This window comes from Streptomyces bugieae, from assembly GCF_036352915.1.
In the GTDB taxonomy this organism is placed as follows: domain Bacteria; phylum Actinomycetota; class Actinomycetes; order Streptomycetales; family Streptomycetaceae; genus Streptomyces; species Streptomyces endophytica.
On the sequence record NZ_JAZBJP010000002.1, the window covers coordinates 613,824 to 631,544 of the forward strand.

Below are 17,721 nucleotides of genomic sequence, written 5' to 3' on the forward strand. Positions count from 1 at the left end.
GGGGGCGATGGGGATCAGACGGTGGCCAGCCCCAGACCGTAGTACCGCACCGCGTACGGACGGATGTCCTCGCCCTCGCCGCCGATCAGCAGGTCGTCCGGGGACGCCACCCCTTCCGCACGGGCCGTCGCCACGACCATCTCCGCCAGTGCGCGGCCGCGCGGCTCCCCGGGGCCGCCCGCGTCGAAGCGCCACTCCGGGTCGTACTCGTTCTGCCAGGTGTCCCGGCTCTTGGGGTGCTCGGCCACGGTGCCCCAGCCGAACGATGCCGGGTCGATATCGCGTTCCGCGTAGGAGGCCAGCATCAGGCGGTCATCGGCGTCGATGTCGAACAGGATCGGTGCGGAGCCGCCGACCCTGCCGTAGACCGGGATGACCCGGGCGATGCCGAGCGCGGCGAACTCGGCGGGCAGGGTGGTGAAGAAGGCCGCCAGCGCGTCGGTCAGCGTCTCCCAACTCCGTGCCGACCAGCGGCCGGGAAGGCTCAGACCGGCGTTGGCGGGGCCCGGCCGGCTGCCGAAGTAGCCGCTGATCGCGTGCTCTTCGCCGTGGCCGAGGCTCCACAGCCAGTTCTCGCCCGGTGCGGTGGGCGCGAGGACGAGTTCCGGCCCGCGGCTGCCCGCCCGCAGTTCGAGGGTGTCCCGCTTCCCCCGCCAGCGCAGGAACGGCGCGCCCCAGGCCGGAGTGGGGGCGAAGTACGGGCCCATGGAACCGTACGAGCCGATGGCCGACGGCTCGCCGAGCTCGTCGAAGAGTTCGTCCTTCGCGGCACGGAATATCTCCGCCTGCCGCACAGGGTCGGGCGCGGGCGCGGGTCCGGCATGGGGTGTGGTCGTCGTCAGGCTCGCCACGAGTTCGAGATAGGCCTCCTTCTCGACATACCGCTCCTCGGCCGGACCGACGGGACGCAGCCGCAGATCACCCGCTTCCGCATCGCGGGTCCCGTCACCGCTCGTGGACGCCTGGTCCCTGACCTCGTCCCACCGCCGTCCCAGGCTTTCGACGAGGGCGCGGGCGCCGTCCTCGGTCCAGCCTCCGGTCTCCGCCGCGCGGAGACGAAGGGCGAGTTCGGCCAGCGGTTCGCCGGCATGGGTGAGGTGTCGATCCATCATGCGGCGATTCTGTCGTAGGCCCGCAAGCGAGGGTCAAACCACCGGGTGGCGGTGAACGGGCGGCAGGTCGGGCAGGAGACCGGGCCAGACCGTGTCCAACACGTGCGCACTCGGCGTGAACAGCCCGGAGGCCAGCGCCGGTAGGTCGTGGACCTCGTGCCACTCCCAGCGGCGGATCAGCTGGGGCTCCCGTACGACCGGCTCGCCGGTGAAGGCGGTGACCCGCACGGCGGCGGTCAGGCGCGGGATGCCGTGGGTGGAGTCCATCAGGATCGCCAGCAGCCGTGCGTCGCCGGGCTCGGCCCGGAGCCCGGTCTCCTCCGCCAGCTCCCGGACGGCGGCCTCGGTGAACGACTCGTCCGCGTCGTTCTTCCCACCCGGAAGTTCCCAGCGCCCTCGGACGGAGTGCCCCAGGAGCACCCGGCCGGCCGCGTCCGTGACCACCACGCCGGCGCCCGTCAGCGCATGCGGGGAAGGGCGCCCCTTGTTGCCGTACGCCACCGGCTCGCAGACCGGAGTGCGCAGCACGAGGACGACGAGCCCTTCGGCGTCCCGGCGTTCGACGCTGCGCCAGCCGGCGGTCAGCAGCGCGATCTCCGCCTCGTCGAGGGCGATCTCGCGCCTGTCGTCGGGCACGGAATCGGCGAGGGGAGTGATGACGGCAAGGGCGCCACCGGGACGCAGGCGTTCGCGCAGCCGGTTCAGGACGCGGGTGCGGTCCCGGAGGAACGCGAGGGACAGGCGCAGGGTGATCAGGTCGTACGCGGCACGAAGATCGTCCAGCGCGTCGTTTTCGATGTCGCACCGGACGAAGCGCACGCCGGCCGAAGCCGGAGTCCTGTCCGGTGCGGGTGGCTGGGCTGCCGCGGCGAACCGGAGGGCGGCCGGGGCGTGGTCGACCGCGTCCACCTCATACCCGTCGGCCGCCAGGTGGCGGGCCAGCTCACCCTGCCCGCACCCCACGTCCAGTGCCCGGCCGCCACCGTCCGGTGCCGGCACGAGGGCATGCAGCAGCGCCCGTTCCGTGTCGCCGAGCGGACGGAAGGACTTCCCGTCGCCGTAGTGCGCATCCCATTCCTCCCGTGCGATGTGCCCCACTACACGTCCCACCTTCCGGCTCTGCTCGGCCCGCCGTCAGCCCGTCGTGGCCAGTCTTCACCTCGGCACGTCCGAGTGAACGTCCCCTGGACACATCGGTATCGCCCTCACCGCCCCGTGCGCATTCCCACTCGGATGAGTGAAAAGTGCTCCACCGGCCTCACTTTGAGCACGTGTATGCCGAAGGGGAGGACAGGAAGCGGCAAAGGGTCGCTTGCATTAATCGGAAGGTTCGGTATGTCACGGATCACGCGGATGACCGCTCTGGCTGCTCTCGCGGCAGGCACCGCTGTGGGCGGTACATCGGCTGCATTCGCCGACAGCAACGCAGCCGGCGGCGCTGTTGGTTCACCGGGGGTGGTGTCGGGCAATCTCATTCAGGTCCCGATCCACATTCCGATCAATGTCTGTGGCAACACCGTCGACATCGTGGGCCTGTTGAACCCGGCCTTCGGCAACAACTGCATCAACGGCCTGGAGCGGCGTGTGATCATCCACCGCGTCGTCAAGCACTACCACCACCACGACTTCAAGGGGAAGCACAAGAAGGGCCACCACGGCAAGAGCGGCTCCAAGCACCACAGCCACAGCAAGTAGCCGGCACCGCCTCGACCGGACCCGGGCCGAATTTCCTCCGACAGCCCTTCCACTGTTCCCGGCGGGATCGGCCCGCTTTCGGGCGGCGTTCCGTGGCCGCACCATGCAGAGCATGGTGCGGCCCGGTGCTTTTCCGGAGCACCTCCGGGTGTTCTCTCAGAGCACGTCCAGCAGTTGCCGGGCGAACTCCTTCGGGTACTCGGTGCAGCCGACGTGCCCACCGGGGAATTCCACGACATTTCCGCCGATCATTTCGGCGAGCCGGGTGGCCGGCCCGTACAGCGCCTCCTGCGGACGCGAGTCCCGGCCGACCGCCAGCACCAGGCGGTCCGCGGCCCGCCGCAGTGCGGCGACGTCGGGTGCGGAGCCCGAGAACGGACACAGGACGTGCTCCAGGAAGACCGGCAGGTTGGCGTGCATCCGCGGAGCCATCTCCTGGATCTCCGGGGGCAGTTCGGTCACCGCCCCGCCGTCGTCCGGCCGGCCTCCCAGCCCCTCGCTGAAGCGCGCCATCGCCGCGCCGACGCCCTGCGTACGGAACGTCTCGCGTACGTCGGCGAACAGCGCCCGGTGCGGGGCGGGGTCCAAGAGGAGCTCCAGCAGCGGCGGTTCGTGGGCGACGACCCGGTGGAGCCGCTCGGGGTGCCGGGCGAGCAGGTCGAGGGCGACGATCGCGCCTGAACTGCTGCCGAGGACGGACGCCGCCTCGTGCGGCGAGAGCAGTTCCAGCAGCCGGTGGGCGTCGTCGCTCCACACCTCGACCCGCTGGTCGGTGACCGGACCGTCGAGGCGGCTGCGGGACAGACCGCGCGGGTCGTAGGACACCACGGTGTAGCGGGCGGCCAGATCGTCGGTCATGGCCGTGTACAGTCCGGCGTCCGCGGCGCCGCCGGGTATCAGCAGCAGTACCGGGCCGCGGCCGCGCAGTTCGTAATGGAGGGTGGCACCGGGCACGTCGAGGGTGCCGGTGGTGGGCTCGTTCATTCTTCTTCCCCCTCAGATCGGGTCGGCCAGTTCTCCAGGAGCACGTGCAGTGCGTCGAGGGAACGGGACCAGGACTCCTGGACGGCGCGCGGGTGGCCGAAGCCCCCGCTCAACTCCAGGTGGATGTAGCCGTGGAAGGTGCTGCGCAGCAGACGGCCGGCGTCGGTCAGGTCCGGCTCGGTGAGGTCGTAGGCGCGCAGCATGCCGTAGGTGAGCTCGACGCTGCGGCGCGGTCCGGTGGAGTCACCGACCTCGTCGGGATCGAGCTGAATCTGGGTCGCCGCGTAACGGCCGGGGTGTTCCAGCGCGTAGTTCCGGTAGGCGTTGGCGAAGGCGACGAGCGCGGCCTTGCCGGAGCGGCCCGCCACCGCCGCGGCGATCCGGTCCATCATCTCCTCGGACGCCAGCAGGGCCACCCGGACACACAGGTCACGGCGGTTCTTGAGGTGCGAGTACAGGCTGGCGTCCTTGACACCGAAGTGCCGCGCGAGCGCGGACACCGTGACCTTGTCCATCCCGACCTCGTCGGCCATCTCCGCGGCCGCCCGCGTCAGCCTGTCGGCATTGAGCCCCGCGCGCACCATGCAGCCTCCACATTTTTGTTCCGGGCCCAGGACTTGAACCCCGGTCGGTTTCCGCCGCCGGGCTCCGGGCGAGCTCTTCCTAGGAGCCCTAGGAAGAAACCTAGCATGATTAGGAAGTGCCTCGCCGGCGATATCGCGCGCCGGACGGCGCCCCCTCCCGGACTGCGGCAGCGGGCGCCATGGGCATACTCCGGCCATGGATACGGGTGCGAGGGCGGACGCGATACGGCCGCGCCAGACGGGGCGGCTGGGGCCGGGGAACGAGTCGGGCCGTCCGGTGGAGTGGGCACTGCGTTCCGCCCGGCCGGCGGACGTCGAGCCGATCGCGGAGCTGCGGGCAACGGTGATGCGCCCGGACCTGGAGCGGTTGGGACGGTTCGACGTACATCGGGTCCGGCAGCGGCTGCGGGATTCCTTCTCTTTGCCCGGATCGATGCCGACGGCGTGCCCGTCCGCCTGAACGTCCTGCAGGGCAGCGCCGCCCGGCAGCTGTACGAGCGTCACGGATGCACCGTCGCGGCTCAGGACCCGATCGACGTCTCCATGGTGCGACGGCCGGGTGCGGGCACGGACGCCCTCGGAACGTGAGGAGAACTGCGGGCGCTTACATCGGTGCAACGCGGCAGCTGCAGCAACATCACAGACTCGAAGCCCTCAACGACCAGAAGACGCCCACCTCTTCGCCCATGGGTTGGGGGCCGGTCCGTCGCGCGGTGGGATTCCGGGACGGCCGGCGATTGTCAGTCACGGTCCTTATAATTTCGGCGACTTGTTGATCAACACGGCCGATCGGAGTTGCCATGTCGGTCCGACGGCTTCTTGCGCCCGAAGATCTGGAGACGCCGCGTCCTCTCCCCGCGCGTTCGCCCGTCCCCCAGCGGATCACCGCGGTCGCGGTCACCGCGGATCTGAGCCGGACGGCGATCGCGACGGCCGCGCCGTGGTTCCCCGAGCTCACCGAGGTGCTGGTGCTGGCGGAGGGGGCCGTGACCCGCCTGGCCGTCCCCGATCGTCGACACGTCCTCGATCTCCTCTTCGATCCCGACGGGTCGGCGCTGACCGCCATGGTCAGCGGCAACTCCATCCACCGCTGGGCGCTCGACGGGCGCGGCGAGCGATGGCCGCTGGGCATGCTCGGCAGCGGTGGATCGCTCGACCTGCCTCTCGCCCAAGTCGCGGTCGGTGGAGGGTCGTTCGCCACCGCCAACGCGTTCACCCAGAACGTCGTCGTCTGGGACGCACAGACCCGGTGTGTCCGCCACGACATCCACGAGGCCTTCAAGGACCTCGCCTATGACGACCGGGTGGTGGGCGAAGGAACCGTCGCCCTGAGCGCGGATGGCTCGCGCCTGGCCTTCTGCCGTCCTCGCCGCTCGCTCTTGAGGGAGGACGAGGCCGTCGTCGTGCAGGACATCGGCAGCGGCGCGCACGCCGAGCACCGTACCGGCATCCGCTGGGCGAACGGCCTGGCATTCGGTCCGGACGGTGCCGCGCTCGCGGTGGTGGGCGTCCGCCCGGAGCAAACGGTGGCCACGGTCGTCGACCTGAACCACCCGGCCGACGTCCCGGAACCGGTGGTTCTGCCGACCGATCAACGCGTCGACCGGATCAACCTGCGGCCCGTATGGTGCGGCGCCGAACCGCGCGTGCCGATCGTGGACCGGACCCGCGTCACCGTCTGGAACCTCGCCGGCGGCTCCGCCGTGCGCTCCGTGGGCGTCCCCGGTCCGCGGACCGCCGCCACGCTCACACCCGACGGCCGCACCCTGGTGATCGCGTCACCCGACGACGGTGTGCACGCCCACCCCCTCCCCTGACCGCCGCACCACGTAGGACGCCGTTGCGATGAGCTCCCTTGACGAACTGCTGAAGGCGCGCCCGACCAAGCAGGTCTGGCGTGAAGTCTGCCTGCTCCTCGCGGAGTTGGACGAGGAAGGACTGGCTGCGGTCGCGCCGCGGGTGCTGGCCTGGCCCGCGCAGCAGCGCCCGATGCCGGACGACTGGTGGGCCCAGTGGAGGGCGGGCGACGTACGTCCGTACCACTCCCTCGCCGGGGTGCGCCACCTCGGACACCTTGATGCCTCCGAGCGTGAATACGAGAGGGGCGAGGAGGAGGAAGAGGAAGCGGAAGAGGAGACGGGGCTCGACGAGGCGTCCTTCCCTTACGGAGCGACCGCGGTGGCGGTGCCCTCCGGCCTGTCCTGGGTGGCGTTGGGCGCGGCGGCCGAGTGGCACCACAGCGGCGGCGACATCGTCCGCTGGGACACCGTGGAGAAGGACCGGCTGACCTGGTTCCTCAACGGAGCCCACTATCACGACGAGCCCCATGACATGCAGGTCGGCCCGGACGGTCGGATCGTGGTGACGTCTGTCGAAGGCCGCCTGTACGCCTGGTCCGCCGAGGCCGGGGAGAAGTTGTGGACCCTTCCGATGTCCTCCGGGTCCGCCGACCGGGACGACGATGAGGAGGACGGGGAGGAGGACGACTTCGAGGACGAGGACGACTTCGAAGACGACTTCGAGGACGATGACGAGGACGAGGTGAGCCTCGGCATGGACGACCCCGTCCGGATCGGCTTCAGCGGCGACGGCTGCCGAGTGGCCGCCGGCACCTGCGAGTCGGGCCGGGTCGCCGTCCTGAAGGCGGAGACCGGCTGCAGCGTGCTCACCGTTCCGGCCGAGGAGGAGGCGTTCGGTCCCGTCGCGCTGGACACCAGCGGCCGGCAGCTGGCGCACACGTCGCCGAAGGGCCGCGTGGTGGTCCGCGAGGTCGACGGCGGCACCGTGCTGGCCACCGCTCCGACCCGGCTCAGCCATGTGCACGCCCTCGCCCTGTCCCCGGACGGGACCGCCGTGTTCGCGGTGGGTGTTGCGGCCGACGACGCCGCACCCGCCGCCCAGGTGGTGAGTCTCGGTCCCTCGCCCACGGTCGGTGAGCTGATCCGGCCGACGGAGTTCCCGGTCAAGATCAGCACGCACTCGGTCCTCGCCGGTTTCGGCACCCGCGCCGTGTGGACCGAACGCGGCCCGTACGCCTTCGTCCCGACGGGCAACGGCTCGGTGCTCTTCGACGCGACCGCCCGGACGCTCTGGGCGGACCCCAACCGCCAGATCGTGTCGTTCACCCCCGACGGGCGGGCGCTGGTGACCGTCAACAAGACCATCGAGGCCTGGTTCCTCGCGGGCCTGACCGTGCCCGAGCCGCCAGGCGCCATCGGCTGACGCCAGGCGGCGGCGGACGGCGGCGGACGGCGGCAGACGGGCTGGATTCACGGAGCCGTCGGGGCCGGGGTGGGACAGATCAGTCGACGTCCGCGGGCAGTGGCGGAAGCCGCAGGTGGGCGAGGTCGTCGGGGGCCGGGGTGGTGTGCGGCCACATGGGGGTGACGTCGGTGTCGACGGCCGCGGGGGCATCGGTCAGGCGCATCCGCTCGCGCAGCCTGCCGTAGAAGTCGGTGGGTCCCAGCCGCACGACGCGCAGGCGCTGGGGAGCCGCGTAGACACCGATCCAGTCCCCCGGTCCCAGCACGCCGCGCAATTGGCCGTCGACGCTCACCGCCGCGCGGCCGGAATGTCGCAGGACACGGAGGGCGACGGCCTCGTCGGGGGCGGCCACCACCGAGCGGTTGAAGGTCATGTGCGGAGCGACGGGAGTGAAGATGATCGCCTCGGCCCGCGGAGAGATGACGGGGCCGCCGGCGGCGAAGCTGTAGGCGGTGGAGCCGGTGGGTGTGGCGACCAGGACGGCGTCGGCGGAGTAGGAGGCGAGCAGTCGGCCCGCGAGGTACACGCCGAGGGCGACCTGCCGGTCGCGTGCCAGTTTCTCCAGGACGATGTCGTTGAGGGCCGTCACGTTCAGGGCCACCCCCCAGTCCCGGGCGACGGCACACTCGGGGCGGACCGGCGGAGGCGGCAACGCGGGGCCCCGCCCGTAACGCAGGAGCGTCTCCATTCCCTCGGGGAGCTCCAGCGGACAGGACGCCCGCATGGTCAGCATCAGGCGGGTCTCGACGTCCACGTGGCCGCGGTGGATGGTGTCCAGCGCGCACTCGACGTCGTCGGCCGGGACCTCGGTCAGAAAGCCGAGGGTGCCCAGGTCGACGCCGAGGACGAGCGCGTCGTTCTGTGCGGCCAGGCGGGCTCCGCGCAGGAAGGTACCGTCTCCGCCGAGCGTGACGATCAGATCGGGGCTGCCGGCGGCGTCGACCTCCTCCCTCGCGTCCCGCCGCTGTTCGCCCTCGCCCCACACGTCGATGGCGACGCAGCCGACCTCGTGACGTTCACACCACCGTCGCACCACATCGGCGGCCGCCACGGCGCCGGGACGCCCCCCGTGGACGACGACGCCCACCCGTTGCACGCTCACCCAGCGTCCTTTCCCTCCGGGTGCCCTGTTCGCCTGCGCCTGGCCATGGAAGCGCTGCCGAACACCGCCACTCACGGACCGATGGCGTCAGATATAGAGCCATTTATGGATATTCGCGGGCATCCTAATGGGCTGCCGGGTCTCCCGGAACGACCTGGCCACGGCGCGGTCCAGCCTCGCGGCTACCGGGTGATGCGGCCGCCGGCGACGAACTGGAGGAGCGCGGATTGATCGAACGCCGCAAGAACCCCAGCGACCGGCGCTTGCACGCACTGCCCCTGACCGAACAGGGCGAACGGTTGCCGGCCGAGCTCGGCAAGGCGGGCGCGGCTCACGAGCGGCACGTCCGCGAGGCGCTCTCCCCTGAGGAGCACCGGCAGCTGAGCGCACTGCTCCGGCGCATGGCCGAGCAGCACGGGCTCAGCCCGGGAGTACACCCCGGCTACCGGTCGATCCGACCCGACCGGTCCGCACACGGAAGCGGCAAGGAGTAGGTCGTGGCCCGGGGCAGCCGATGGAGGTGACGCCGGTGCCCAGCCGTTCCGCTGACGTCGAGCCAGGCGCCGTCGCCGCGCGACAGCGCCGCATCGAGCAGCGAGCGGGCCAGATTGAGCAGCGAGGGAGCCGGGCCGAAGACGGTCTGCGACGGCCGGCCAGGCATGGGTGCGTCGGGGCCTTGGGCTACGGCCTGCCCTATGGGCGGGCGTCCGGGCTCGCGTCCGGAGCGCGTACCAGCAGGAAGCGGTGGAGGAGCGGACCGAGGATGCTGACGACGGCGGTCAGGCCGACTGCGACGGCGAGGTCGGGGTGGTCGAACCGGCCGTCCAGCAACCAGGCGGCGCCGAGCGCGAGGGCGAGCAAGGAGATTTTGGCGACGGCCAGCCGGACGAAGGACAGGTGGGGCTGGTGGGGCGGCGCCTGGCGGTGCAGGGCCCGGTGATCCGCGCGTCGGGCCGCACGGCGTCGGCGGGCCAGGTGCAACAGCGGGGCGGCGACGAACAGGAGGACCAGCAGCTTCGCCGCGTGCTCCCACGGCGGCGTGCCCTCGTTCAGGGCCCAGGTGACGCCCAGGACGAGCCCGGCGGCGAGGTAGGCGAGGTAGGGCTTGACCAGGTGCCTTCTCCCGGGGCCCGGGACTGGGGGCCGGGGTGCCGGAGTGCTGCTGAGGGGGCCGGGCGGAGGGTGGCGCGTCGGAGTGGGCATGGCTGCCTCCGGGGCTGATGCGGCGGCGGAGCGAGCGGTGGGTGGGGTGGCGTGGGGGCCCAGGGGGTGCAGGTGACGTGGACGGTGCCGGGTCGCCTGCTCAGCCGCCGGGAGGGGTCGTCAGCCGAGTGAGAGCGGGAGACGGCGCAGGCCGCGGAGGGTGATGTGGTCCTTCCATTCGGGCTCGCCGGCCAGACGGACCTGTGGGGCGCGCTGAAGCAGCATCCGCAGGGCGATCCGCGTTTCGAGGCGGGCGAGCGGAGCACCGAGGCAGAAGTGGATGCCCTGGCCGAACGCGAGGTGCCGTACGGGCGTGCGTCCGATGTCCAGCCGCTCGGGGTGCTCGTACGCCGCGGGGTCGCGGTTGGCCGCGCCGACCAGCAGCAACAGCGTGCTTCCCGCCGGCACCGGGACCCCGGCGACCTCGGCGTCCTGCAGGGCGAAGCGGACGGTCAGCTGGACCGGCGAGTCGTAGCGCAGCAGCTCCTCGACCGCGTTGTCGGTCAGGTCCGGGTCGCTGCGCAGCCGCTCCAGTTGGTCGGGGTGGCGCAGCAGGGCGAGGGTGCCGTTGCCGATCAGGTTGACGGTGGTTTCGTGACCGGCGATCAGCAACAGCGTGCAGGTGGCCAGCAGTTCGTTCTCGGTGAGGGTGTCGCCGCCGTCGTGCACGCCGACCAGCGCCGAGAGCAGGTCGTCACCCGGTGCACGACGCCGCTCGACGACGAGTTCGCGCAGGTAGTCGGTGAACTCCCGGCGGGCCTGCGCCTCTTGTTCGGCGGCGCCGGGCGGGAGGAGGAAGTCGGGGACGAGAGCACGCGCCACCGCGTGCGACCACATCAGCATCCGGTGGCGGTCGGCGTCGGGCACGCCGAGCAGTTCGCTGATCACCGCTACGGGCAGGGGCGTGGCCAGGCCCTCGATGAGGTCGACCGGTCCGGGCGCGCGCTCCATGGCGGTGAACAGCTCGGTGGTGAGCTCCTCGATCCGCGGTGCCAGCAGCTCCACGCGGCGCCGGGTGAACGCCTGGGAGACCAGGGAGCGCAGCCGGGTGTGACTGGGCGGATTGAGGCCCAGGAAGCCGCGCACGGGGCGGCCGTCCTCATCGACCAGCACTTCGAGCGCCGGGCGGGCCCGGCCGGTGAAGCGGGGGTCGTCGGTGTCGGCGTGCCCGAACCGTCCGTCGCGCAGGACCGCGGCACAGTCCTCGTACCGGGTGAGCACCAAGAGCTGCTCGTCGAGGCGCGCGAGCGGCGCCTGCGTGCGCCAGCGGGAGTAGAGCGGGTAGGGGTCGGCCTGATGGCGCGGGTCGAGCAGGTCCTGCAGCGACGGCAGTGCGGCCGTGGCGTCGACGTGGGTCATCGGATCTCCTCGTCGTGCTCGGGCGAGTTGGGGGGTGTCGGCTCGGGGGGTTGAGCCGGGATTGCGGGTGCGGTGGCCTCCGGGGCCTGGGTTCCGGGCGCGGTGGCCGCGGCAATCCGGGCATCGGCAGCGGCAGCCCCCGGTAGCGGGGTACCGGCCGCGGTGCCGTTGGCCGCGATGCCGGCGAACAGCCACCGCATCGCCTGGCCCAGCAGCTCGTCCGGCACGCTGGCCGGGTCGATCCGGCGCTGGCGCAGCAGCCCCTGGAAGAGCGCCATCGCGATGGTGGCGACCGCATCGGCGGACACGGTCGGCTGCGCCCCGATGTGCTCCAGCGCTTTGCCCATGAGGCTCGACAGCTCGGCCCGGGGCCCGCGCAGCTCCTCCGCCAGCGTTTCCAGCAGCGGGGGGTTGCGCACCGCGTAGAGCCAGAACTCGGCCTGGAGGGGAGCGAAGTCCGGGTCCTTGTCGGCGGCGTTCGCCAGCAGCCGGCCGAGTGCCGGGACCGGGTCGTCGCCGGTCTGCGCGTGGGCCACGATCTCGGTCGCCCGGGACACCTGCTCGCTCGCGCGTTCCTTGAGCAGCTCCACGAACAGCCGGTCCTTGCTGCCGAAGTTCGAGTAGACCGCGCCGATGGAGAATCCCGCCGCCTCGGCGATCTCCTCCACGGAGGCACCGGCGAACCCCTTGCGCGCGTACGTGCGCGCCGCGGCGTCGAGCAGCAGCCGTCTGGTGCGGGCCTTGGCCTCCGCCCTGGTCGGCCGGCGCTTCGGGGTGTGATCGGCATCCGCGCTCATGCTTTCCACACTACAGATAGTGTTCACTATGTCAATAGCGATCACTATCTCAGGGCCCGGTCATCGGGGCGGGGGGCGGTCGCTCGCTGGACGGGGTGGGGCGCCTTGGACGCCTGCCCAGCAGCCCTGTGCGGCCCTGCGGTGGGGTAGGCCGACGTCGCGCACCGGAGCTGCGCCGTACGCGGACGGTCCGCGGCGGACGCCAGCCATGGCTGACCGTCCGCGCATATTCGGGGACCGCCGTTCAACCATCCCCACGGACGGCACCCAAATCCCTGGCTGCGCCCCGGCAAGGCCGACTGGCGGTTCATACCCATCCGGCGTTCCATGAGAGCAGAACTGGTTTCCACAGTGAATAACTGCCTGACGCTGATTTATGCGCCACCACCTTCTCCGACGGAGAGGATTCGCAGCGAAAGGGAGAGAATCATGTTCGTGCCGACTGACAAGGTAGGGCTCTTCCCGGTGCGCATGGAGATCGAAGACGTCAACGGAAGCCCCCAAATACGGTTCGATTTCCAGCGATTCATCGATACCGGGGTCTCGGGCCTCGGGAGTACCTTCGCAGGAGCATTCAATTTCTTCAGTTCGGACGTCACCGGCATCTCAACTTCCAACAGCAGCCAGCAGTTGGACGCCGGCGTCCTGGAAAGTTCGAACTTCCCCATCCCTCCGCGGGAACTCGATGCCAACTTGCGCACTGTCTCAGCGGCCGATCCCACTTCGGCTCTGGAGACCCAAAACGTGAAACTGGTCTTGGGTGGTTTTTCCATGGGTCAATGGAGCGTGCAGTTCGAGACGCCGATCCATGCATTCAACCTTGATGGCAGGTGGGCCAAGGTATGACCCCATGGAGGGCGCCTCAACAGTGTTGGTGGGACAACGGGTTGACGTCTGGACGCGAGGCCCACAGTCGCGGCACCGTCGGCTCATCCCAGACCTTCACCACCGGCGCCGTGGGAATGACGGCTCTATCGGCTTCTGCAGCCCCCAGAAGCCGCCCCCGGACGCGCTGACACCGGTTCAGCCGGGCCACTCGCCGGCCGCGCGCGCGGGCTCCGTAAAGTGTGGGCCATGTCGGCGGAATCCCCCCTCATACAGAGCATGCGTTCGGCCGTTGCCGCGGCGCCCGATGACGTACCCCTGCGGCTGCACCTCGCCGAGTTGCTGCTGACCGCGGGACTCGGCGACGCCGCGGTGGGCGAGGTGGCGGTGGCACTGCAGCACGCGCCCACCGACTCCCAGGCACGGGAGTTGATGACCCGGGCCCTCACGGGGACTTCGGCGCCCGAGCCCCGGGAGGCCGCGCTTCCGTCGACACCGCAGCCCCTGGGACCGGACGTCCCGGCCGGCCCCCCAGCCCCGGCCTCCACCCCCACCCCAGCCCCTGGCCCCACCCCGGCCTCCCGCCCCACCTTCGACTGGAAGGCCGCCGAGGACCAGGTCGGTGATGCCGTGCCGCCGCGGTTCGTGGAGGCGCCGCTCAGCGTCGACGGCAGCGGTGATCCCGGGGAGGCGGCCGCCTGGGAGGTGGAGCGGCCGGGAACCGTCCGGCTCGCCGACGTGGGCGGCATGCAGCAGGTCAAGGAGCGGCTGGAGGCGGCCTTCCTGGCGCCGTTGCGCAATCCGGAGCTGCGCCGCCTGTACGGCAAGAGTCTGCGCGGCGGACTCCTGCTGTACGGGCCGCCCGGCTGCGGCAAGACCTTCATCGCGCGGGCCGTCGCCGGTGAGCTCGGGGCGAGCTTTCTGTCCGTGTCGGTCAACGACGTGCTCGACATGTGGATCGGCAACTCCGAGCGCAATATGCACGAGCTGTTCCAGACGGCCCGCCGCCAGGCCCCGTGCGTGGTCTTCCTGGACGAACTCGACGCGCTCGGCGGCAAGCGCAGCCGTACGCAGAGCGCCGGTATGCGCAACACCGTCAACCAGTTGCTGACCGAGCTGGACGGCGTCGAGGCGGAGGCGAACGAGGGCGTGTTCGTGCTCGCCGCCACCAACGTGCCCTGGGACGTGGACATCGCCCTGCGCCGGCCCGGCCGGCTGGACCGGACCTTGCTGGTGCTGCCGCCCGACGCGCCGGCCCGGGAGGCGATCCTCCGCTACCACCTGCGGGAACGGCCCATCGAGAACGTCGACCTCGGCAAGCTCGTCAAGGCCACGGACGGCCTGTCCGGCGCCGATCTGGCCCATGTCTGCGAGGCGGCGGCCGAGCACGCGTTGCTGGACTCGGCGCGTACCGGGACCGTACGCCTGATCGGGATGGCGGACCTGCTGACCGCGGCGGGGCAGATCGCGCCGTCGACCGAGCCGTGGTTCGCGGCCGCCCGCAATGTGGCGATGTACGCCAACGACGGCGGGATGTACGACGACCTCGTGGCCTATCTGAAGAAGAGGCGCAAGCTGTGACCACAGTGCATCCGGCGATCGAGAAGGCCCAGGCCCTCATCGATTTCGACCGCTACGACCAGGCCCTGGCCCTGCTCGCCCAGCACCTCGCCGAGAACCCCGACGACACCGGCGCCTGGATCAAGATCGGCTACTGCCATCTCAACACCCAGCAGCCGGAACGTGCCCTGGACGCCGCCGACGAGGCGCTCAAGCTGGCGCCCGGGGACTTCGGCGGGCTCATCCTCCGTGCCCGGGCGCTGACCCGGATACCCGACAGGGCCTGGCGCGAGGCGGAGCCCGTACTGCGCGAGGCGGTCCGGGCCGACCCGCACCACTGGTTGGGTTACGCGATGCTCGCCAACGCCGTGAGCCGGATGTCCATGGTCCGGCACGCCCGGGCGACCGGCGCCCGGGAACTCCGGCACGAGGACATGGCCGAGGTCCTGCGCGAGGCGGCCGAGCTGGCCAGGGAGGCGCTGCGGCTGGGCCCCGAGGAGGTCTACGCCCACGAAGTCGCCCAGCAGATCGCCGACTTCTCGGGCGACCGGACGCTCGCCGAGCAGCTCAACCGCGCCATTCTCCGGATCGACCCCACCCACGCCGAGGCCCTGGCCCGGCAGACCCGGAAGGCCGCCGAGGCCCCGGGCGTCCGGGCCGCCCAGGCCGCCGACCTGTACGCCGGCGGGCTCGCCGCCGTACCGGACTCCGCCGAGCTCCAGCGCGGTCTGGACCGGGCGACGTACCGCATGCTGCGCGGGGTGCGGTGGCTCGCCCTGCTCTGCGTCGGCCTCGCCGGGGCGATGGTGGACCTGTTCGCGGTCGACGGCGAGGTGCAGCGGGAGTTGCCACTGCCGCTCGGCCAGCGCCTGTGGTACCTCGTGCCGATGACCGCCATCTGGCTCGTCGGCGGACTGCTGCGCTACCGGCGGCGGCGCGCCGGCGTCCGGCTCAACGTGCGGTCACTGATCCGCCGCCACGGATGGTCCCGCGTCGTGGTGGCCCAGGCGGCCTGGGCCGTGCTGTGTGCCCTGCTGATCGCCGAAATCCCCTGGACCGAACGGCCGTTGCCGCAGGTGCTGTTCTGGGCAGGACTGGTGCCGACGTTCGCCACGGTCTGGTTCGACCGGCCCAGGGCCCGCTGACGCAACGGCGGCCTTCGCCCCTGAGCGGCAAGGAGCTCCGGCCGCCACGGCTCAATAGCCCGCCGGCCGCACCAGCCCCGTCTCGTAGGCGAACACCGCGGCCTGCGTCCGGTCGCGCAGGCCCAGTTTGGTCAGGATGCGGCCCACATGGCTCTTGACCGTCTGTTCCGCCACGACCAGGCTCTCGGCTATCTCGCCGTTCGACAGTCCCTGGGCGATCAGGGACAGCACCTCGGTCTCCCGCTCGGTCAGATCGCCGGCCCGGGCCTTGAGCGGGGCCCGCGTGGTGCGGGTGACGCGGGAGAACTCGGTGATGAGCCGCTTGGTGATGTTCGGGGCGAGCAGCGCGTCCCCGGACGCCACCACCCTGACGGCGTGGGCGAGTTCCGCCGCCGAGGCGTCCTTCAGCAGGAACCCGGAGGCGCCGGCGCGCAACGCCTCGTACACGTACTCGTCGAGGTCGAAGGTGGTCAGCACCAGGACCTTGACGGTGGCGCCGGCAGGTGCGGTGATCCGGCGGGTCGCCTCGATGCCGTCGAGCCGGGGCATCCGGACGTCCATCAGGACGACGTCCGGCGCGAGTTCGGCGATCTTGTCGAGCGCGTCGAGGCCGTCCACGGCCTGACCGACCACCTCGATCCCCGGCTCCGCGTTGAGCAGCACCGTGAAGCCCTGACGGACCATCACTTGGTCGTCGGCGATGAGCACGCGAATGGTCGTCACGGGGTGTCCTTTGCGGGAGCCGGAGCGAGGGTCGGAAGGGTGGTGGCGGGCCGGGCGGCGTCGGCGGGCAGGTACGCGGTGACTTCGTAACCGCCGTCTGGCGCATAGCCGGTGGCCAGCTCGCCGCCGAGCATGGCGGTCCGTTCGCGCATCCCGAGCAGCCCGTGCCCGGAACCCGGTGAACGCGGGACGGGCCCGGTCGGCGCGGAGTTGGTGATCCGCAGGGTGAGGCCCTCGTGGTGGTGGCCGAGGGTCACCCGTACGGCCGCGCCCGGCGCATGCCGCATCGCGTTGCTCAGCGCCTCCTGCACGATGCGGTACGCCGACAGCTCCACGCCCGGTGCCAGCGGCCGCGGTGTGCCCGTCGACTCGGCGGTGACCTCGACCCCGGCGTCGCGCACCTTGCCGATCAGCTCGTCCAGTCGGTCGAGGGTGGGCTGCGGGGCGTGCCGGGTCCCGTGGGCCAGGGCCTCCTCGGAGCGCAACACGCCCAGGACGCGCCGCAGTTCGGCCAGCGCCTCGACGGCGTTCTCCCGGATGCCCGCGAGGTTCTCCCGCAGCTCGTCCGACGGATTCTCGACCAGGTGCGGGGCGACCTGTGCCTGGATGGAGATGACGGACATGTGGTGGGCGACCACGTCGTGCAGCTCGCGCGCGATCCGGCTGCGCTCCTCCAGGAGGGTGCGCCGGGCCCGCTCCTCGGCGGTGAGCACCTCCTGTTCGGCGAGTTCGGCCCGAGCCACCCAGCGGCCGCGCAGCGCGGCGCCGACCACCACCGCGGTGATCAGGACCGGTACCGCGCGACCGACGTCGAAATTGTGCGGCCGGGTGACGAAGCCGGCGCAGACCACCCCCGCCACGAGGGTGATCACCAGCGCCTCGACCGCCACCCGGAGCCGGTGCCGGAACGCCAGCAGCAGCAACACCCCGCTCTGCGTGGCGATCCCCTCGACCGTCCACGGGAACACCACGTCCGGGTCGACGTTCGCCTCGGAGGCCCGCGCCACGACGACCATGACGAGGGTCACCGCCCACCAGGCGGGCACCGGACGGACCATCGCGACGACGAGCGCCACCGCCTCGCCCCCACCGAACAGCAGGGCGTAGCCGTCGTCCATCCCGTGCCAGCCGTGGAGCGAGTCCACGGCGAACGCGGCCAGGAACCCGGCGGTCAGCACCCACAGCGTCCCGAACGCCGGCAGCCAGTCCAGCCAGCTGGGCCCCGGGAGGCGCGGCAGCGGCGCGCCCCGGGTCGTGCACAGGTCCTCGCCCAGCGTACGCGGCAGCCGCCGCAGCGCCCGCAGTCCCCGCAGCGGCGCCCCGAGCTGCGGCCGCCGGCCACGCCATCCCCCCGTCTTCACGGACGTC

At 71.5% G+C, this 17,721-nt stretch carries 17 protein-coding genes and 1 pseudogene; 8 read left to right on the top strand and 10 right to left on the bottom strand.

What is annotated here, in order from left to right; all coding sequences use genetic code 11:
• Nucleotides 1–14 precede the first annotated feature (14 nt).
• Both V2J85_RS07840 and V2J85_RS07845 read right to left on the bottom strand, forming a co-directional pair.
• Complete coding sequence (locus V2J85_RS07840; protein ID WP_330821037.1) at nucleotides 15–1,112, bottom strand: hypothetical protein; 1,098 nt, start codon at nucleotides 1,110–1,112, stop codon at nucleotides 15–17.
• Between the two features lie 33 nt (nucleotides 1,113–1,145).
• Nucleotides 1,146–2,210, bottom strand: coding sequence for a bifunctional class I SAM-dependent methyltransferase/NUDIX hydrolase (locus tag V2J85_RS07845; RefSeq protein WP_330821038.1), 1,065 nt, complete (start codon nucleotides 2,208–2,210; stop codon nucleotides 1,146–1,148).
• 255 nt (nucleotides 2,211–2,465) lie between these two features.
• On the opposite strand from V2J85_RS07845, the gene V2J85_RS07850 reads away from it, so the two are divergent.
• Nucleotides 2,466–2,807 carry a chaplin gene (locus V2J85_RS07850; RefSeq protein WP_419836753.1) on the top strand — a complete coding sequence of 114 codons (342 nt, stop codon included), beginning with the start codon at nucleotides 2,466–2,468 and terminating at the stop codon, nucleotides 2,805–2,807.
• Nucleotides 2,808–2,963: 156 nt separating this feature from the next.
• Here the strand turns inward: V2J85_RS07850 and V2J85_RS07855 are convergent, their stop codons facing one another.
• Both V2J85_RS07855 and V2J85_RS07860 read right to left on the bottom strand, forming a co-directional pair.
• Entirely contained in the window at nucleotides 2,964–3,791 is an 828-nt protein-coding gene (locus V2J85_RS07855; protein ID WP_330821040.1) for an alpha/beta fold hydrolase, read from the bottom strand.
• Nucleotides 3,788–4,375 (bottom strand): TetR/AcrR family transcriptional regulator, encoded by a 588-nt coding sequence (locus V2J85_RS07860; protein ID WP_261957605.1) that lies wholly within the window; start codon nucleotides 4,373–4,375, stop codon nucleotides 3,788–3,790. Before V2J85_RS07860 ends, V2J85_RS07855 begins: the two co-directional genes overlap by 4 nt.
• Nucleotides 4,376–4,664: 289 nt before the next feature.
• On the opposite strand from V2J85_RS07860, the pseudogene V2J85_RS07865 reads away from it, so the two are divergent.
• The 3 genes and pseudogenes from V2J85_RS07865 to V2J85_RS07875 all read left to right on the top strand — a co-directional run bounded on the left by V2J85_RS07865 (nucleotide 4,665) and on the right by V2J85_RS07875 (nucleotide 7,597).
• Nucleotides 4,665–4,963 (top strand): annotated as a pseudogene (locus tag V2J85_RS07865) (hypothetical protein).
• Nucleotides 4,964–5,175: 212 nt separating this feature from the next.
• Entirely contained in the window at nucleotides 5,176–6,192 is a 1,017-nt protein-coding gene (locus tag V2J85_RS07870) for a WD40 repeat domain-containing protein (protein ID WP_261957604.1), read from the top strand.
• A 28-nt stretch (nucleotides 6,193–6,220) separates the two neighbouring features.
• Nucleotides 6,221–7,597 (top strand): WD40 repeat domain-containing protein, encoded by a 1,377-nt coding sequence (locus tag V2J85_RS07875; RefSeq protein ID WP_330821041.1) that lies wholly within the window; start codon nucleotides 6,221–6,223, stop codon nucleotides 7,595–7,597.
• 79 nt (nucleotides 7,598–7,676) lie between these two features.
• On the opposite strand, the gene V2J85_RS07880 is transcribed toward V2J85_RS07875, so the two are convergent.
• On the bottom strand, nucleotides 7,677–8,741 hold the full coding sequence (locus V2J85_RS07880) for an NAD(+)/NADH kinase (RefSeq protein ID WP_261957602.1): 1,065 nt from the start codon (nucleotides 8,739–8,741) through the stop codon (nucleotides 7,677–7,679).
• A gap of 227 nt (nucleotides 8,742–8,968) precedes the next feature.
• Between V2J85_RS07880 and V2J85_RS07885 the strand changes: the two genes are divergently transcribed.
• A complete protein-coding gene (locus tag V2J85_RS07885; protein WP_261957601.1) occupies nucleotides 8,969–9,235 on the top strand; it encodes a MarR family winged helix-turn-helix transcriptional regulator in 267 nt (88 codons plus the stop codon).
• Between the two features lie 199 nt (nucleotides 9,236–9,434).
• On the opposite strand, the gene V2J85_RS07890 is transcribed toward V2J85_RS07885, so the two are convergent.
• From V2J85_RS07890 to V2J85_RS07900, 3 genes are all read right to left on the bottom strand, one after another.
• The gene (locus tag V2J85_RS07890; RefSeq protein ID WP_261957600.1) at nucleotides 9,435–9,944 is read right to left on the bottom strand and encodes a hypothetical protein; all 510 of its coding nucleotides are present in this window, start codon (nucleotides 9,942–9,944) and stop codon (nucleotides 9,435–9,437) included.
• 120 nt (nucleotides 9,945–10,064) lie between these two features.
• Nucleotides 10,065–11,303 carry a cytochrome P450 gene (locus tag V2J85_RS07895; protein ID WP_330821042.1) on the bottom strand — a complete coding sequence of 413 codons (1,239 nt, stop codon included), beginning with the start codon at nucleotides 11,301–11,303 and terminating at the stop codon, nucleotides 10,065–10,067.
• Complete coding sequence (locus tag V2J85_RS07900; RefSeq protein WP_261957598.1) at nucleotides 11,300–12,100, bottom strand: TetR/AcrR family transcriptional regulator; 801 nt, start codon at nucleotides 12,098–12,100, stop codon at nucleotides 11,300–11,302. The genes V2J85_RS07895 and V2J85_RS07900 overlap by 4 nt, the downstream gene beginning before the upstream one ends.
• A gap of 429 nt (nucleotides 12,101–12,529) precedes the next feature.
• On the opposite strand from V2J85_RS07900, the gene V2J85_RS07905 reads away from it, so the two are divergent.
• From V2J85_RS07905 to V2J85_RS07915, 3 genes are all read left to right on the top strand, one after another.
• Nucleotides 12,530–12,946, top strand: a complete 417-nt coding sequence (locus tag V2J85_RS07905) for a hypothetical protein (protein ID WP_261957597.1) — start codon at nucleotides 12,530–12,532, stop codon at nucleotides 12,944–12,946.
• A gap of 228 nt (nucleotides 12,947–13,174) precedes the next feature.
• A complete protein-coding gene (locus V2J85_RS07910) occupies nucleotides 13,175–14,506 on the top strand; it encodes an ATP-binding protein (RefSeq protein ID WP_330821043.1) in 1,332 nt (443 codons plus the stop codon).
• A complete protein-coding gene (locus V2J85_RS07915; protein WP_330821044.1) occupies nucleotides 14,503–15,630 on the top strand; it encodes a tetratricopeptide repeat protein in 1,128 nt (375 codons plus the stop codon). Before V2J85_RS07910 ends, V2J85_RS07915 begins: the two co-directional genes overlap by 4 nt.
• 51 nt (nucleotides 15,631–15,681) lie before the next feature.
• Here the strand turns inward: V2J85_RS07915 and V2J85_RS07920 are convergent, their stop codons facing one another.
• On the bottom strand, nucleotides 15,682–16,353 hold the full coding sequence (locus V2J85_RS07920; RefSeq protein ID WP_261957594.1) for a response regulator: 672 nt from the start codon (nucleotides 16,351–16,353) through the stop codon (nucleotides 15,682–15,684).
• On the bottom strand, nucleotides 16,350–17,714 hold the full coding sequence (locus tag V2J85_RS07925) for a sensor histidine kinase (protein WP_330821045.1): 1,365 nt from the start codon (nucleotides 17,712–17,714) through the stop codon (nucleotides 16,350–16,352). The genes V2J85_RS07920 and V2J85_RS07925 overlap by 4 nt, the downstream gene beginning before the upstream one ends.
• Nucleotides 17,715–17,721 lie beyond the last annotated feature (7 nt).

Bases quoted from the DNA above. Each gene is read 5' to 3' on its own strand.
- V2J85_RS07840 (WP_330821037.1), bottom strand. From the start codon at position 1,112: ATGATGGATCGACACCTCACCCATGCCGGCGAACCGCTGGCCGAACTC.
- V2J85_RS07850 (WP_419836753.1), top strand. From the start codon at position 2,466: ATGACCGCTCTGGCTGCTCTCGCGGCAGGCACCGCTGTGGGCGGTACA.
- V2J85_RS07855 (WP_330821040.1), bottom strand. From the start codon at position 3,791: ATGAACGAGCCCACCACCGGCACCCTCGACGTGCCCGGTGCCACCCTC.
- V2J85_RS07860 (WP_261957605.1), bottom strand. From the start codon at position 4,375: ATGGTGCGCGCGGGGCTCAATGCCGACAGGCTGACGCGGGCGGCCGCG.
- V2J85_RS07870 (WP_261957604.1), top strand. From the start codon at position 5,176: ATGTCGGTCCGACGGCTTCTTGCGCCCGAAGATCTGGAGACGCCGCGT.
- V2J85_RS07875 (WP_330821041.1), top strand. From the start codon at position 6,221: ATGAGCTCCCTTGACGAACTGCTGAAGGCGCGCCCGACCAAGCAGGTC.
- V2J85_RS07890 (WP_261957600.1), bottom strand. From the start codon at position 9,944: ATGCCCACTCCGACGCGCCACCCTCCGCCCGGCCCCCTCAGCAGCACT.
- V2J85_RS07895 (WP_330821042.1), bottom strand. From the start codon at position 11,303: ATGACCCACGTCGACGCCACGGCCGCACTGCCGTCGCTGCAGGACCTG.
- V2J85_RS07900 (WP_261957598.1), bottom strand. From the start codon at position 12,100: ATGAGCGCGGATGCCGATCACACCCCGAAGCGCCGGCCGACCAGGGCG.
- V2J85_RS07905 (WP_261957597.1), top strand. From the start codon at position 12,530: ATGTTCGTGCCGACTGACAAGGTAGGGCTCTTCCCGGTGCGCATGGAG.
- V2J85_RS07910 (WP_330821043.1), top strand. From the start codon at position 13,175: ATGTCGGCGGAATCCCCCCTCATACAGAGCATGCGTTCGGCCGTTGCC.